The organism is Planomonospora parontospora (assembly GCA_014647935.1).
Lineage (GTDB): Bacteria > Actinomycetota > Actinomycetes > Streptosporangiales > Streptosporangiaceae > Planomonospora > Planomonospora parontospora.
On the sequence record BMQD01000004.1, the window covers coordinates 36,440 to 51,302 of the forward strand.

Annotated in this window: 12 protein-coding genes; 8 read left to right on the top strand and 4 right to left on the bottom strand. The window is 73.6% G+C overall.

Annotated elements, in window-relative coordinates; genetic code table 11:
• Positions 1-35: 35 nt before the first annotated feature.
• On the bottom strand, positions 36-3,554 hold the full coding sequence (locus IEZ07_RS07790; RefSeq protein WP_191894140.1) for an ATP-binding protein: 3,519 nt from the start codon (positions 3,552-3,554) through the stop codon (positions 36-38).
• Between the two features lie 191 nt (positions 3,555-3,745).
• Between IEZ07_RS07790 and IEZ07_RS07795 the strand changes: the two genes are divergently transcribed.
• Complete coding sequence (locus tag IEZ07_RS07795; protein WP_191894141.1) at positions 3,746-4,354, top strand: hypothetical protein; 609 nt, start codon at positions 3,746-3,748, stop codon at positions 4,352-4,354.
• A gap of 153 nt (positions 4,355-4,507) precedes the next feature.
• On the opposite strand, the gene IEZ07_RS07800 is transcribed toward IEZ07_RS07795, so the two are convergent.
• Positions 4,508-4,924 (bottom strand): DUF6223 family protein, encoded by a 417-nt coding sequence (locus IEZ07_RS07800; protein ID WP_191894142.1) that lies wholly within the window; start codon positions 4,922-4,924, stop codon positions 4,508-4,510.
• A gap of 231 nt (positions 4,925-5,155) precedes the next feature.
• On the opposite strand from IEZ07_RS07800, the gene IEZ07_RS07805 reads away from it, so the two are divergent.
• From IEZ07_RS07805 to IEZ07_RS07820, 4 genes are all read left to right on the top strand, one after another.
• Complete coding sequence (locus IEZ07_RS07805; RefSeq protein ID WP_191894143.1) at positions 5,156-6,322, top strand: sensor histidine kinase; 1,167 nt, start codon at positions 5,156-5,158, stop codon at positions 6,320-6,322.
• Positions 6,319-6,981: a response regulator gene (locus IEZ07_RS07810; RefSeq protein WP_191894144.1), complete on the top strand. Its 663-nt coding sequence runs from the start codon at positions 6,319-6,321 to the stop codon at positions 6,979-6,981. Before IEZ07_RS07805 ends, IEZ07_RS07810 begins: the two co-directional genes overlap by 4 nt.
• A gap of 160 nt (positions 6,982-7,141) precedes the next feature.
• Positions 7,142-7,423, top strand: a complete 282-nt coding sequence (locus IEZ07_RS07815) for a type II toxin-antitoxin system Phd/YefM family antitoxin (protein ID WP_191894145.1) — start codon at positions 7,142-7,144, stop codon at positions 7,421-7,423.
• Between the two features lie 11 nt (positions 7,424-7,434).
• Entirely contained in the window at positions 7,435-7,830 is a 396-nt protein-coding gene (locus IEZ07_RS07820) for a PIN domain-containing protein (RefSeq protein WP_275413796.1), read from the top strand.
• A gap of 108 nt (positions 7,831-7,938) precedes the next feature.
• Here the strand turns inward: IEZ07_RS07820 and IEZ07_RS07825 are convergent, their stop codons facing one another.
• Together IEZ07_RS07825 and IEZ07_RS07830 are read right to left on the bottom strand one after the other, a co-directional pair.
• A complete protein-coding gene (locus IEZ07_RS07825; RefSeq protein WP_191894147.1) occupies positions 7,939-8,919 on the bottom strand; it encodes a Gfo/Idh/MocA family protein in 981 nt (326 codons plus the stop codon).
• A 49-nt stretch (positions 8,920-8,968) separates the two neighbouring features.
• Entirely contained in the window at positions 8,969-10,555 is a 1,587-nt protein-coding gene (locus IEZ07_RS07830) for a peptide chain release factor 3 (RefSeq protein WP_191894148.1), read from the bottom strand.
• Between the two features lie 236 nt (positions 10,556-10,791).
• Between IEZ07_RS07830 and IEZ07_RS07835 the strand changes: the two genes are divergently transcribed.
• From IEZ07_RS07835 to IEZ07_RS07845, 3 genes are all read left to right on the top strand, one after another.
• Positions 10,792-11,556, top strand: coding sequence for a PP2C family protein-serine/threonine phosphatase (locus tag IEZ07_RS07835; protein WP_191894149.1), 765 nt, complete (start codon positions 10,792-10,794; stop codon positions 11,554-11,556).
• Positions 11,557-11,950: 394 nt separating this feature from the next.
• Positions 11,951-12,592, top strand: coding sequence for an OB-fold-containig protein (locus IEZ07_RS07840; RefSeq protein ID WP_239319665.1), 642 nt, complete (start codon positions 11,951-11,953; stop codon positions 12,590-12,592).
• Positions 12,593-12,604: 12 nt separating this feature from the next.
• The gene (locus tag IEZ07_RS07845; protein WP_239319668.1) at positions 12,605-14,827 is read left to right on the top strand and encodes a flotillin family protein; all 2,223 of its coding nucleotides are present in this window, start codon (positions 12,605-12,607) and stop codon (positions 14,825-14,827) included.
• Positions 14,828-14,863 lie beyond the last annotated feature (36 nt).

A 14,863-nucleotide genomic window follows, 5' to 3' on the forward strand; every position in this document is an offset into this window, starting at 1 on the left:
CTGCCGGTCCTCCTTCGAGCGCGCCGGTCCCGGTCTCAGCCGGAGAGCCGCGTCCGCAGCTCCCGCAGGGCGGGTTCGTGGACGCGGACGCCGGAGCGGCGCACGAACGCCTCGGCCGCCCGCAGGTGCTCCCCGGCCCGGTCCCGGTCGCCGTGCAGCAGGGCCAGCCTGGCCAGGCACAGGTCGGTGACCGACCAGCCCAGCAGGCGTCCCGCGTGCGGCGCCAGGTGGCCCGCCAGGACCTCGCCCGCCTCCGCCTCCCCGAGCGCGGCGCAGAGCTCGCAGACCGCGTCCGCGACGAACCGGTAGCCCAGGTCGGGCAGGAGCTCCGCGAAACCGTCGCGGGCGAGGCCGGCGAAGTCCGCCCGCGCCTCCTCCGCCCGGCCCAGGTCGGTCAGGGCCAGGCAGCGCAGGAGCCGCCAGGGCCGCTGACCGGGGCGCGCGCCGAGGGTCTCGTCGGCCAGCGCCAGCGCCTCCGCAGAGCGTCCGCCCGCGCGCAGGGCGAGGAAGCGGAGCGTCTCGTGCCGCAGGTGCGCGTCGTCTCGGCCGAGCGCGCCCTCCGGGTGGGCCGCCTCCGACTCCCCGGCCGCCGCGAGGGCGTCGCCGGACCGCCCGTCCAGGTAGGCGTGGACCGCGCTCTGCCAGGCGGCGAGACCGGACAGCGAGGGCAGCCGGAGCCGCTCGGCGGTCTCCCGCAGCCAGGCGAGGTCCCCGGCCGCGCCGTCGCGCTCGCCCCGGGCGGTCCGCTCGACGTGGCCGGTCTCCCGGCCGATCCACTCGGTCACCAGGTCGCCGGTGCGCACGCCGAGCTCCACGATCTCGTCGATGACCTCCCGCCGCAGGTCGTGGTCGGCGCCGGAGCGGAGCAGCAGTTCCCAGGCGATCAGCGTCCGGGACAGGGTCCGCTCGTCGCCGCCGCGGCGCGCCAGCCGTACGGCCTGCGCCGCGAGCTCCAGGCTCTGCGCGACCGGCCGCCCCGTGGAGCCGATGAACGCCGAGGCGGCCAGCAGGCGGGCGCGCCACGGCGAGCCCTCGGCCAGGTCCGAGGCGAGCGCCCGGTCGATGCGCCCGGCGAGCCGCTCGACGTCGGTCACCTCCTCGTACATGGCCGTGTAGATCTGGTCCGACAGGCCGAGCGCCGCCCGGGCCAGGCGGTTGTCGTCGCCGAGGTCCTCGGCGATCCGTGCGGCCTCCTCCAGGCGGGTGCGGGCGGCCGTGCTCAGGCCCGCCGCCGCCTGCGCCTCGGCCAGGTCGAGCAGGAGGTCGCAGCGGAGCGCGTCGTCGGACCGGGGCAGGGCGCCGATCAGGGCGATCGCCCGTTCCAGGTGCTCGACCGCGTCCTCGTGCGCGAACTGGGCCGTGGCCTGCGCCGCCGCGCGCCGGGCGTAGCCGATGGCCTTGCCCGCCGTGCGCCCGCTCAGCACGCCCTCGCCGTAGTGGTGGGCGATCTCGACCAGCCGGGTCCCGCTCCGCTCCTCCAGCACCTCGGCGATCCGGGCGTGCAGGCGCCTGCGCCGCAGCGGCGGCAGCGCCTCGCGCAGCACGTCGCGGACGATGTCGTGGACGAACCGGCAGGCCGGCCCGTCCCCCTCGGCCAGCAGCCGGGCCCGGACCGCGGCGTCGAGGATGTCGAGCACCTCCTCCTCGGGCAGGTCCGCGACCCGGAACAGGATGTCGGCGGGCGCGTCCCGGCCGAGCAGGGCGGCGACGGTCAGCACCTCCTCCGTCCCGGGAGGCAGCCCGGCCAGCCGGCCGCGCACCACGTCCGACAGGTCGGCCAGCGCGGCCGGGGCCGCCGGGGACTCCGCGGCGCCGGGCCCTTCGGCCAGGTGCAGCACCTCGCCGAGGAAGAACGGGTTGCCCGCGGTGAGCCGGGTCATCTCCGCGGCGCGGCCGGTGTCGGCCCCGGCCCGGCCGAGGTATTCGCGGATGTCGTCCTCGGCCAGGCCGCGCACGGCCAGCCGCCGCACGTGCGCCAGCCGCACCAGTGCGCCGAGGGCGTGCTCCAGCGCTCCGCCGGGCCGTACGTCGGTGTCCCGGTAGGTGGCCACCACGACCAGCTCCGGGCAGAGCCGGGTCGAGGCGAGGAACTCCAGCAGCCGGATCGAGGAGGCGTCGGCCCACTGGAGGTCGTCCAGGACGACCAGCACCCTGCCGTACCCGTTCAGCAGCCGGGCGAAGGCCTCGTAGAACCGGAACCGCCCGCCCTCTCCCTGCGCTCCCGCTCCGCCCGGTCCCGCGGAGGCCGTACCGGGCCCCGTCAGGCCCGCGGAACCGGCTCCCATCAGGCCCGCGGAGGCCGTACCGGGTCCGGTCAGATCCGCAGAGTCCGCGCCGGCTCCGATCAGGCCCGCGGAGCCCGCGCCGGGTCCTCCCGGTTCGGTGGAGCCCGCGAGTTCCGTGGCGGCCTGCGTCCACGGCCAGAAGGGCGGGGCACCGCCCTCGTCCCAGCAGCGGCCCCACACCACCCGCCGCCCGGCCGCCTCCGCGGTCGCGGCGGCGTGCTCGGCCAGGCTCGTCTTGCCGATCCCGGGTTCCCCCGCCAGCAGCACCACCCGGTGCCCGTCGCCGGTGACCGCGCGGTCGAGGACGGCGATCTCCGCGTCCCTGCCGACCAGCCGGGGCGCCGGGGACCCCGGAGCGACGGGCGCCGCTGATCCCACCGACGGCGGGACGGACGCCGCAGCGACCGCGGCTCCCACCGACGGCGGGACGGACGCCGCAGCGACCGCCGGCCCCGCCGACGGCGGGACGACCGTCCCGTGCGCCCCGCGCGCCTCCGTCCGGCGGACGAGCGCCGGGTCCTGGGCGAGGATGCGCCGTTCCATCTCCCGCGCGGACGGTCCGGGGTCCAGGCCGAGCTCTTCCACCAGAAGCCTGCGGCCCTCGGCGAGCACGGTCAGCGCGTCCGCCTGCCGCCCGGCCTGGTAGAGGGCGTGCGCGGCGAGCACGCGGAGCCGTTCGCGCAGCGGGTGGGCGGCCACCAGCCTGGCCAGCCCGCCGGTGAGCGCGTCACCCCGGCCCAGGACCAGGGCCGCCTCGGCGGCGTCCTCCTCCAGTGTCAGCCGGAACTCGGCCAGATGGGCCCGCTCCTGCTCCGCCCAGGAGGCGCCGGTGAAGTCGGCCAGCGGCTCCCCCCGCCACTCCCCCAGCGCCCGCCGGAACTCCCGCTCCGCCCCCGCGTGGTCCCCGGCGGCCGCCAGGCGAGTGCCCTCCGCCGCGTGCCCGCGTGCCCGCGCCAGGTCGAGGTCCGCCTCACCGATCGCGAGGGCGTAGCCGCCCGGGCGGCTGACCAGGACGGACGGGGGCGTGTTCCGCCGCCGGTCCGGTTCGAAGACCCGGCGGAGCTTGGAGACGTAGGCCTGGACGGTGTTGACCGCCCCCGGCGGGGGCCCGTCCTCCCAGAGCACGTCGATGATCCGCCCCGGCGCGACCGGCCGGGGCGCGGCGAGCATGCACAGGGCGAGCACCGCCCGCTGCTGGTGGGGGCCGATGTCCAGCGGCTCCCCGCCGTCGCCGGCCGCGCCGACCGGCCCCAGCACCCGAAAGTCCATCCCGGCCACCTCGCTCCCGAACTGCGCCGATGCTAGCCCTTCGCGACCGGTGCCCGGTCCCCGCGGTCCGGTCGGCCCGCGCCGCGGTCAGGCCCCGTCCCGAGCCTTCCCGTCCCTCCGGGCGGTGGGAAACCCGCCGCCGCCCGCGAGCGGAGACCGGTTCTCCGCGGGGGCTGTAGGACGATGGAAGGGTGAGCTTCAAACTGGCCGTCTGGTACGAGCCCAAGCCGATCACCAAGGAACACGCGGAGAACGTCTTCCAGGCGCTCCGCCGCGGGGAGCCCGACGCCGCCGCGGCGCACCCCGGGGTGGCGGCGTTCGCCGAGCGCCTGCCCGAGGCCCGGCAGGTCTCCCCGGAGTACGCCCTCGTCACCGTGGAGCGCGAACGGTCCGACGAGGTGTCGGGGGTCGCCTTCGAGGCGGCCCGGGAGTGCGAGCTGGTCTGCTACGACCCGCAGCGCCGGCTGGTGCACAACCGCGAGCCGCTGGGCGCCTACCCCGGCATGCAGATGCACACGGGCGACGGGATGATCCTGATCGACCCCGACCTCCAGCTCGTCCACGACGCGCTGGCCACGATGGGCCCGCAGAACCCGTTCACCGCCCTGGTCGTCTTCGGCGAGCACTTCATCCAGACCTCCCCGGAGCCCGGCGGCTACGAGCTGGAGTACAAGGACAGCGTCCGCAACGCCATGTTCCGCACGCACGTCGCCGACCTGGAGACGGTCCAGGACGCCTTCGCCGAGTACGCCGTCGACAACCGGGCCTTCCTGGAGCGCCACGACTGGGAACGGGTCTGAGCGAGAGGGCTCCGGGACGCGGCGGCCTCCCCGGCTGACCGGCCGACCGCCGCACCCCGCTCGCGACGCCCCACTCGCCGCACCCACTCACGGCGATCGGCTCACGGCGATCGGCTCACCGCGGGTCAGCTCACCGCGCCCCGCTCACGGCGGTCAGCCGGTGCGGCGGGAGCGGACCAGGGCCAGCCCGCCGAGGACCGCGGCGACCAGCCCGACCACCAGGGACAGGACGCCTCCGACTATTCCGTAGCCGGTGCCGGGCCCGCCCTCGGCGGCGGCCACGACCAGCCCGCCGACGACCGCGCCGGCCAGCCCCGCCGCCAGGGCCGCGACGGCTCCCCTTCCCCCGGTGCCGAGCCGACCGGCGGGGCGGGCCAAGGCCAGCCCGCCGACGACCGCACCGGCCAGCCCCAGCAACGCGCCCACCAAGGACCAGGCACGCCCGGCGGTCAAGGTGTAGGCGTCGGTGACGGCCGGCTGGGCCAGGACGTGCGCGGCCGCCGGTGCGGCGAGCCCGAGGACGCCGAGCGGGGCGGCCGCGGCGGCGGCGAGCAGATGACGGACCGACATGGGTGCTCCTTCTCTCCTACGACTTCTCTCCTACGACCGGACACCGCCTGATCATGTCCGCCGGACCCGCCGCCCGTCGTCCGGCGGGCGCAGACAATCGGCGCTGCCGCCGACGCCGCATCCGGCTACCGCGGACGCCGCGGGAGCCGCGCGGGTACCGCGTGCGCGGTAGGCGGCCGATCATCCGTACGCGGGATTCGCCTCGTGCGGGCATCCGGTTAGGGTTCGCGCATGAGCACAGGGCGGACCGGTATCCGGACCGGTATCCGAGCCGCTGTCCGGATCGGTGCCCGGGCCGGTGCCGGAGACTGGGCGATCACCGCCGGCGTGACGGCGGCGCTGCTGTTCACCGGACTGTCCGGGCGGCACTCCCACCCGGACCTCGCCCCGCTGGGCTACGCGTTGCTGCTGACCGGCGGGCTGGCGCTGGCCGCACACCGCCGGGCCCCGGTCGCCGTACTGGCCGTGACCGGGCTGTGCGCGGTGGGTCACCAGGCCGTCGGTCTCGACGTGCCCGCCGTCGCGTACCTGTTCGCGGTGTACGCCGCGGTACGGGCGGGCCACCGCATCGTCGCGGTGGCGGGTACGGTGACCGTGCTGGTCGCCCTCCCGCTCGCGCTGCTGGCCTCCTCCCACGACCTGTCGGTGGGCGGGGCGCTGGCGCAGAGCCGGGACGCCCTCCAGCTGGCCTGGCTGGTCGCCGCCGGAGCGGCGGGCGAGGCGCTGCGGCAGGCCGAGCAGCGGGCGGAGGAGGCCGAGCGCACCCGCGAGGAGACCGCGCGGCGCCGCGCCGACGAGGAGCGGCTGCACATCGCACGGGAGCTGCACGATTCGCTCACCCACCAGATCTCCGTCATCAAGGTGCAGGCCGAAGCCGCCGTCCACGTGGCCCGCAGGCGGGGTGAACCGGTGCCGGAGGCCCTGCTGGCGATCCGGGACGCCGGTCGTGAGGCGTCCCGGGAACTGCGGGCGACCCTGGAGGCGCTGCGCGACGACGGCAGGAGCCCGCCGCACGGGCTCGACCACGTCCCGGAACTGGTGCGACGGGCCCGGGCGGCCGGTCTGGACGCGACGCTGACGGTCGAGGGGCACCGCGACGACGTGCCGGCCGCGGTGGAGCGGACCGCGTACCGGATCGTTCAGGAGTCGCTGACCAACGTCGCCCGGCACGCCGCCGCCACCACCGCGTCGGTCCGGATCGACCATCGTCCCGACGCCCTGGTCGTCCAGGTCGACGACGACGGCACGGCCGCACCGCACGCCGTACCCGTGCCCGGCGTCGGGCTGCTCGGCATGCGCGAACGCGTCACCGCCCTCGGCGGTCGCCTGCGGGCGGAGCCGCGCGGCGAGGGCGGCTTCACCGTCCACGCCGAACTCCCCCTGGAGGGAACGCCGTGATCCGTGTCCTGCTGGTCGACGACCAGCCGCTCATCCGCAGCGGGTTCCGCGCGCTCCTCGACCTGGAGGACGACATCGAGGTGGTGGCCGAGGCCGGGGACGGGCTGGAGGGCCTGGCCCTGGCCAGGGAGCACCTGCCCGACATCGCGCTCGTCGACATCCGGATGCCGGTCGTCGACGGCGTCGAGGCGACCCGGCGCATCGCCGCGGATCCGGCCCTGGCCGGGGTGCACGTCGTCATCCTGACCAATTACGGCCTGGACGAGTACGTCTTCGACGCGCTGCGCGCCGGCGCGGCCGGATTCCTGGTCAAGGACATCCAGCCGGAGGACTTCCTGCACGCCGTACGCGTCGCCGCGCGCGGTGACGCCCTGCTCGCCCCGTCGATCACCCGCAGGCTGATCGACCGGTACGTCGCCCAGCCGCCCGGCACCGGCGACCCGGCGGGGCTGGAAGAGCTGACCGCCCGGGAACGCGAGGCCGTCGCCCTGGTCGCGCGGGGCCTGTCCAACGACCAGATCGCCGGCCGCATGGTGATCAGCCCGCTGACCGCGAAGACCCACGTCAACCGGGCCATGACCAAACTCCGCGCCCGCGACCGCGCCCAGCTCGTCGTCATCGCCTACGAATCCGGCCTGGTCACCCCGCGCGGCTCCTGACGCCCGCGACCCGGGCGCGGGCCCGGCGGCCGCGGCCTCAGAGAGCATTCGCATCCCGGATCAGGTCGCAGCGAAACTCCCTTCGAACCGCGCACCTGGAGCTCCGGATAGCTCCGGTGACCTCCGGAATCATCCGGAGGCCAGAGCTACAGTGGACGGTATGAGTGCACTTCCCATCGACTCCTCGCCCGAGGAGCCCACCAGCACGGTCGGCGTCGCCGAAGCGGGCAAGACCCTCTCCCGGCTACTCGACCGGGTGGAGGCCGGAGAGCAGATCATCATCACCCGAGGCGGACGGCCCGCCGCAGTCCTGGGCCCCGCTCCCCGGCCGCCCTTCTCCGGCCAGGCCATAGGAGACCGCCTGGCTCGCTGGTTCGAGGAGTTCGGTCCCGACCCCGACTTCGCCGACGACATCGAGGCCGCCATACGGGACCGGTCTTGACCTCGCGTGTCGTGATCGACACATGTGTCATGGCGGACATCGAGCGTGGAGTCCTCGATCCTCGGCGTCTCGCTCCTTACGACCCGGCGATGTCCGTGCTGACCTTGGGAGAGTTGCTGACCGGGCTCGCGAAGGCGAAGACCAAGGCGGAGCGCGAGCAACGGACCCGGAGGATCAGCGGTCTGGCGCGCCTGGTTCCGGTGCTGGACTTCTCTCTCCGTACGGCCGTCGCCTACGCGATGCTCAACGCCGCAGCCCTGTCCAAAGGACGCGAAGGGCAACGATCCGACATGCTCATCGCCGCTTCGGCGATGGAACACGGCGCCTTCCTCCTGACGAAGGACAACGGGTTCGAGCGATTGCGCCACATCAGCCGGATCAAAGTCCTGCACCCGAGAGATCTCTGAGAGACTCCTCCGCTTCTGGCGCCCCGTCCGCCGCCGAGCCTGTCGCAGGCGCAGCGACGGCGCCCCTCCTCCCCGCCCCGCCGGGCGGACAGGAAGGGCCCGGCCGGGTCATTCGCCGGGGAAGCGCACTCCCGCCTGGGCACGGATCTCGTCCAGGAGGCCCATCACCTCGAGCGTCGCCTGCCAGGGCACCAGCGGACTCTCCAGCAGCCCCTCGCGCAGGCAGCGCATGGCCTCGACGGCCTCGTGGTTCATGCCGTTGCCGTCGAAGGGCACCTGGAAGGTCTCCGGCTCCCCGTCCGTCCGGTACAGCGTGAAGGCCTCCGGCCGGAAGAACAGGTGCGGCAGCTCGATCCGGCCGAGCGGCCCGGAGACCGAGGCCGTGACCGGGCTGTGCGTGGTGATGCCGCAGGAGAGCATCGCGACGGCGCCGTCCTCGTAGCCGAAGAGCATGCCGGTGTTCTCGTCCACGCCCTCGGGGGTCAGGCGGGCCCAGGACTGCACCCTCTCCGGCGCGCCGAGCAGCATGTGGGCGAAGGAGACCGGGTAGACGCCCAGGTCCATCAGGGCGCCGCCGCCCAGCGCGGGGTCGCGGAGCCGGTGGTCGGGACCGACCTCGACGGAGATGCCGAAGTCGGCGTGCACGGTGTTCACCGGGCCGAGCACGCCCTCCCGGACCAGCTCGACGAGTCTGCGGATCGCCGGGTTGCAGCGCATCCACATGGCCTCCATGAGGAACAGCCCGCGCTCGCGCGCCAGGTCCACCAGCTCCGCGGCCCGGGCCCGGTCGAGGGTGAACGGCTTCTCGCACAGGACGGCCTTGCCGGCGTTCAGGCAGGTCGTGACGGCGTCGTAGTGGGCGCTGTGCGGGGTGGCGACGTAGACGATGTCCACCTCGGGGTCGGCGGCCAGGTCGGCCCAGGTGCCGTGGGCGCGGGGGATGCCGTGGCGGTCGGCGAAAGCCTGCGCGCTCGCGATCGACCGGGACCCGACGGCGACCACCTCGGCGTCCGGCAGCAGCTTCAGGTCCTCGGTGAAGGTCGCGGCGATGCCGCCGGTCGCCAGGATGCCCCACTTAATCGTGCTCATAACGACATATCACATCATGCCTGGACAAGTGGTGGGAACGCTCCCACCGTCAGGCTCGGGTGTCGGCGAGCAGCGGTTCCAGGACCAGGTCCGGGTGGTCGCGCAGGACGCCGCGCATCCGCCACTCGTCGGTGAACAGCGCCAGCAGCGCCCCGTCGATGGTCCGGGTGAGGACCTCGACCCCGCGCTGGCGGGTCAGGACGGGCGCCGACTCGGCGTCGGTGAGGCGGGCCAGGCTGAAGTCGAGCCGGTCCAGGGCGATCTCGGTGTTGAACTCTCCGGCCAGCCGGTGCTTGACCACGTCGAACTGCATCGGGCCGACCGCCGCGAGCACCGGCGACTGGTCGCCGCGGATCTCGGAGCGGAGCACCTGGACGACGCCCTCGGCCTCCATCTGCTCGATGCCCTTGCGGAACTGCTTGGAGCGGCTGGAGTCGCGGACCCGCGCGGTCCAGAAGTGCTCCGGCGCGAAGCTCGGGATCTTGGGGAACTCGACCGCGCGGCCGTCGTAGAGGGTGTCGCCCGGCCGCAGGGCCGTGGCGTTGACCAGGCCGATCACGTCGCCGGGGTAGGCCTCGTCGATCGTGGCGCGCTCCTGGCCGAAGACCGACTGGGCGTACTTGGTGGCGAAGGGGCGCCCGGTCGCCGCGTGGGTGAGCACCATGCCGCGCTCGAAGCGGCCGGAGCAGACCCGGACGAACGCGATCCGGTCGCGGTGCGAGGGGTCCATGTTGGCCTGGACCTTGAAGACCAGCCCGGAGAACGGCTCCTCCAGCGGGCGCGGGTCGCCCTTGACGTCGGGGCGAGGCGCGGGCGGCGGGGCGAGGTCCACCATGGCGTCCAGCAGGCGGCCGACGCCGAAGTTGGACAGCGCCGCGCCGAACAGCACCGGGGTCGTCTCGTGGGACTCGAACGCCTTCTGGTCGTGGTCGGACCCGATCGCCGTGAGCAGGTCGGCCTCGTCCCTCGACCGCTCCCAGTCCTCGCCGATCTCGGCGACCGCCCGCTCGGGGGTGAGCTCGGTCTCGATGGCCTTGGTGGCGCCGCCGGGCGTGCGGGTGTAGCGGACGGCCCGGTCGGCGATCCGATCGATCACCCCGTGGAAGAAGCCGCCGGTGCCGATCGGCCAGGTGATGGGGGTGGGCTTGAGGCCGGTCTTCTCCTGGATCTCGTCCAACAGCTCCAGCGCCTCGCGGCCGGGCCGGTCCCACTTGTTGACGAACGTGATGACGGGGATGCGCCGGTGCCGGCAGACCTCGAAGAGCTTCAGGGTCTGCGGCTCCATGCCCTTGGCCGCGTCGAGCAGCATGACCGCGCAGTCGACGGCGGCCAGCACGCGGTAGGTGTCCTCGGAGAAGTCGGCGTGGCCGGGCGTGTCCACCAGGTTGAACATGTGCCCGCGGTACTCGAAGCGGAGGGCGGCCGAGGTGATGGAGATGCCCCGGGCCTTCTCCATGTCCATCCAGTCGGAGGTCACGCCGCGCCGGCCGGCCTTGCCGTGCACGGCGCCGGCCTCGGTGATCGCCGAGGCGTGCAGCGCCAGCGCCTCCGTCATGGTCGACTTTCCGGCGTCGGGGTGGCTGATCACCGCGAACGTGCGGCGCCGCGCCGCCTCCTGCGCGATCGCGGTGCTCATCGTCTTCTCCTCGCCGTGCCGTGGGGACTCGCGTCCGGGTACTGTCGTCCGTACTCTCATCCAGAGTGCCGGAACAGCTTACGCGCCGCCGCGCGCGCCGATTGATGTGACGACACTTCCCCGGGCCGCTTGCGCCAGTACGGGCGCACAGTGGATCGTTGGGAGATCTCGTGCCCGTACCGACCGTCCGAAAGCGATTCACTCGTGCGACTCGACGTTTCAGCAGTGATGTGCAGATGATCACGCTTCGCTATGCGGCGGGTTCCGATGTCGGCCGGGTCCGCCAGGGCAACGAGGACTCCGCCTACGCGGGCCCCCGGTTGCTGGCCGTCGCCGACGGGATGGGCGGCCACGTGGGCGGGGAGGTCGCCAGCGCGGCCGCGGTCGCCACGGTCGCGCCCCTGGACCACGAGTGCCCGCCCGACCTCGTCGCCGCCGCGGAGAACGGTGTCCACCGCGCCAACCGGCGCCTGCGCGAGATGGTCGAGCAGGACCCGAGCCTCACCGGGATGGGCACCACGCTGACCCTGATGCTCTGGGACGGGCCGCGCGTGGCCCTGGCCCACATCGGCGACTCCCGCGCCTACCTGCTGCGCGAGGGCGACCTCTACCAGATCACCTACGACCACACGCTCGTCCAGACCCTGATGGACGACGGTCGGATCACCGCCGAGGAGGCGGCCCGCCACCCGCACCGATCGATCCTGCTCCAGGTCCTGGACGGCAGCGACACCATCGAGGTCGACCTGTCGCTGCGGGACGCCGAGGTGGGCGACCGCTACCTGCTCTGCTCCGACGGCCTGTCCGGGGTGGTCGACGCCGACCGGCTCCGGCACGTGCTCGCCACGATCGACGACCTCGACACCGTCACCCGCACGCTCATCGAACTCGCCTGCGACGCCGGCGGCCCGGACAACATCACCTGCGTGGTGGCCGACGTGATCGACGAGCCGGGACCCGCGCAGGACGCCCCGATGATCGTCGGCGCCGCCGCGTCATAGGACCACCGCTGCCACGAAGGGACGCCGCCATGTACAAGGAATTCGCCCGCGAGGCCGTCGTCTGGCTCATCCCCGTCGTCATCCTCGTCGGCCTCGCCTACATGATCACGAGCGCCTAGGATCCGCCGGGCCGTCCCGCCCGGTTCCCGGCGCGTCCCTCGCGACCCGCCCGGCGGACTCCGGGCGACCCGCCCGGCGGATCCCGGATGGACCGCCGGGCGGATCCCGGGTGACCCGCCCGGCGGACCCGGGCCGCCGCCGTCTCCCTCTCCAGGCGGATATTTCTCGACTTTCGGGAACTATCGCTTTTACTCGCTCTTTATACACATATAGTCAGGCGCATGCGTTCGGGGGGACGCACCGGTGGGCACCAGCAGGGGGATCTCTCATACAAATGGGTCGGTTGCACGAGTTCGTCGACGCCGCGCTGGCCTTTCCCACCGTGCTGTTCAGCTTCCCGCTGGTCGTGGTGATCGGCTACTGGATCGTCTCCCTCCTCACCGGCACGGCCCTCGGCGACGACGCCGCGGGTGAGGGGGCCCCCGCCGCCGAGGCCCCCGGCGGCGGGGGCTTCGCCGGGTTCCTGGCGGGCCTCGGGCTCGGCGGGGTGCCGGTCGCGGTGACCGTCTCGCTGCTGGTGGCCGTCGCCTGGTTCGCCGGCCTCACCGGGTCCGTCCTCGCCGCGGGGACCCCGGTCCTGCCCGCCGTGCCGGTCGCGGCGGTCGCCTGCGCCTGGCTGGGCACCCGCCTGCTCACGCTGCCGCTGCGGCGCGCCGTACCGAAGGAGCGCGTCCCCTCCCGCGCCGACTTCGTGGGCCGCACCTGCGTCATCCGCACCGGCCGGGTGGGGCGGGACTTCGGCCAGGCCGAGGTCACCTCCCCCGACGGCTCCTCCGCTCTCGTCCAGGTGAGACAGACCGGCGACGACGTCTTCGGCGCCGGCAGCACCGCCCTGATATTCGCCTACGACGCCCCGGGCGAATTCTTCTGGGTGATGCCGTACGACGCGGAACTCGACCCCGACCGTCCCATCTGAACGAGGGAGTCCATGGACGTCATCTCCACCGGTTTCGGCGTGCTCCTGGCCGTCGTGCTGCTCGTCGCCATCGGCGTGATATTCATGATCACGCGCCTTTTCCACAAGGTCGAACAGGGCAGGGCCCTGATCGTCTCGAAGGTCAACAAGGTCGACGTCACCTTCACCGGCGCGGTCGTCCTGCCCGTGCTGCACAAGGCCGAGTTCATGGACATCTCGGTGAAGACCATCGAGATCGAGCGCTCCGGCAACGAGGGCCTGATCTGCCGGGACAACATCCGGGCGGACATCAAGATCACCTTCTTCGTCCGGGTCAACAAGACCGTCGAGGACGTGGTGAAGGTCGCCCAGGCGATCGGCACCGCCCGCGCCAGCGACGCCGAGACGCTGCAGGAGCTGTTCAACGCCAAGTTCTCCGAGGCGCTGAAGACGGTCGGCAAGCAGCTCGACTTCGTCGACCTGTACACCCAGCGCGACCGGTTCCGCGACCAGATCATCCAGGTCATCGGCACCGATCTGAACGGTTACAGCCTGGAGGACGCGGCGATCGACTACCTGGAGCAGACCCCGCTGAGCAAGCTCGACCCGGCCAACATCCTCGACGCCCAGGGCATCCGGAAGATCACCGAGCTGACCGCGATCGAGCACGTGCGGACCAACGAGTTCCAGCGGCACGAGGAGAAGGAGATCACCCGCCAGAACGTGGACGCGCGGGAGGCCATCCTGGAGCTGGAACGCCGCCAGGCCGACGCGGAGATCAAGCAGAAGCGCGAGGTCGAGACCATGCGCGCCCGCGAGGAGGCGGAGATCGCCCGGGTCCGCGCCGAGGAGCGGCTCAAGGCCCAGGCCGCGGACCTGCGCACCCAGGAGCAGCTCGGCATCCAGCAGGAGAACCAGGCCCGGGAGATCGCGGTCGCGGCCAAGAACCGCGAGCGGGTCATCGCCATCGAGAGCGAGCGGATCGAGAAGGACCGCATGCTGGAGGTCATCTCCCGCGAGCGCGAGACCGAGCTCTCCCGCATCTCCAAGGACAAGGAGGTCGAGGGTGAGAAGCGCTCGATCGCCGAGGTGGTCCGGGAGCGCATCGCGGTCGAGAAGACGGTCGCCGAGCAGGAGGAGAGCATCAAGCGCCTGCGGGTGGTCGAGGAGGCCGAGCGGACCCGTCAGGCCGTGATCATCCAGGCGGAGGCCGAGGCCCAGGAGAACCTGGTCAAGGACATCAAGGCCGCCGAGGCCGCCGAGGCCGCGTCCAAGCACAAGGCCCGCGAGGCCCTGGTGCTGGCCGAGGCGCGCCAGCAGGCCGCCGAGCTCGACGCCCGCGCCAAGATCCGCCTGGCCGAGGGCGTGCAGGCCGAGGCCGCCGCCGAGGGCCTGGCCGAGGTGCAGGTCGCCGAGCGCAACGCCGCCGCGATCGAGAAGGTCGGCCGGGCCGAGGCCGCGGTCGAGCGGGAGAAGGCGCTGGCCGCCGCCGAGGGCGAGCAGGCCAGGGCGCACGCCGTCGCCACCTCGGTGCGCGAGAAGCTCAAGGCGGAGGCCGAGGGCGAGCAGGCCAAGGCGCTGGCCGAGGCGGCCCGGATCGGCGAGCGGCTGAAGGCCGAGGCCGAGGGCCTCACCGAGAAGGCGGCGGCGATGGCCGCGCTGGACGACGCGAGCCGGGGCCACGAGGAGTACCGCCTCCGCCTCGACATGGAGAAGGAGATCCGCCTGGCCGGCGTCACCTCCCAGGTCAAGCTCGCCGAGGCGCAGGCGATGGTGCTCGCCGCCGGGCTGGAGAAGGCCAACATCGACATCGTCGGCGGCGACAGCGTGTTCTTCGACAAGCTGGTCGGCTCGGTCACCATGGGCAAGACCGTCGACGGCTTCGTGGAGCACTCCGACGTCGCCCGCGCGCTCGCCGGGCCGTACCTCGACGGGTCGCAGAGCCTGCCCGCCGACCTGACCCGGATCCTCGGCTCGCTGGGCAGCGGCGACGTGCGGGACCTGTCGGTCTCGGCGCTGCTGGTCAAGCTGATGAACGAGGGCGGCTCCGAGGGCGCCCGGCTGCGCGAACTGCTCGGCACCGCGGGCGGCGCGGCGCCGACGGTCACCGCGCCGCCGGTGGCGCCGGTGGCGTCCGCGGCCGCCGTGCCGCCGGTGACGACCACCGCCGCCGTGCCGGCCGTCGCGGTCGCCGACCTCGCCGACCGCGCCGATCTCACGGTGAACGGTCCGGTCGCCGACGCGGGCCGGGAGTGACACCGGACGTGACCGTCACCGAGACCCCGGACGGGA

What these genes read in the sequence shown, in the direction of transcription:
- IEZ07_RS07790 (WP_191894140.1), bottom strand. Translation starts at nt 3,554, where the DNA reads ATGGACTTTCGGGTGCTGGGGCCGGTCGGCGCGGCCGGCGACGGCGGG.
- IEZ07_RS07815 (WP_191894145.1), top strand. Translation starts at nt 7,142, where the DNA reads ATGAGTGCACTTCCCATCGACTCCTCGCCCGAGGAGCCCACCAGCACG.
- IEZ07_RS07800 (WP_191894142.1), bottom strand. Translation starts at nt 4,924, where the DNA reads ATGTCGGTCCGTCATCTGCTCGCCGCCGCCGCGGCCGCCCCGCTCGGC.
- IEZ07_RS07845 (WP_239319668.1), top strand. Translation starts at nt 12,605, where the DNA reads ATGGACGTCATCTCCACCGGTTTCGGCGTGCTCCTGGCCGTCGTGCTG.
- IEZ07_RS07835 (WP_191894149.1), top strand. Translation starts at nt 10,792, where the DNA reads ATGATCACGCTTCGCTATGCGGCGGGTTCCGATGTCGGCCGGGTCCGC.
- IEZ07_RS07825 (WP_191894147.1), bottom strand. Translation starts at nt 8,919, where the DNA reads ATGAGCACGATTAAGTGGGGCATCCTGGCGACCGGCGGCATCGCCGCG.
- IEZ07_RS07840 (WP_239319665.1), top strand. Translation starts at nt 11,951, where the DNA reads ATGGGTCGGTTGCACGAGTTCGTCGACGCCGCGCTGGCCTTTCCCACC.
- IEZ07_RS07805 (WP_191894143.1), top strand. Translation starts at nt 5,156, where the DNA reads ATGAGCACAGGGCGGACCGGTATCCGGACCGGTATCCGAGCCGCTGTC.
- IEZ07_RS07830 (WP_191894148.1), bottom strand. Translation starts at nt 10,555, where the DNA reads ATGAGCACCGCGATCGCGCAGGAGGCGGCGCGGCGCCGCACGTTCGCG.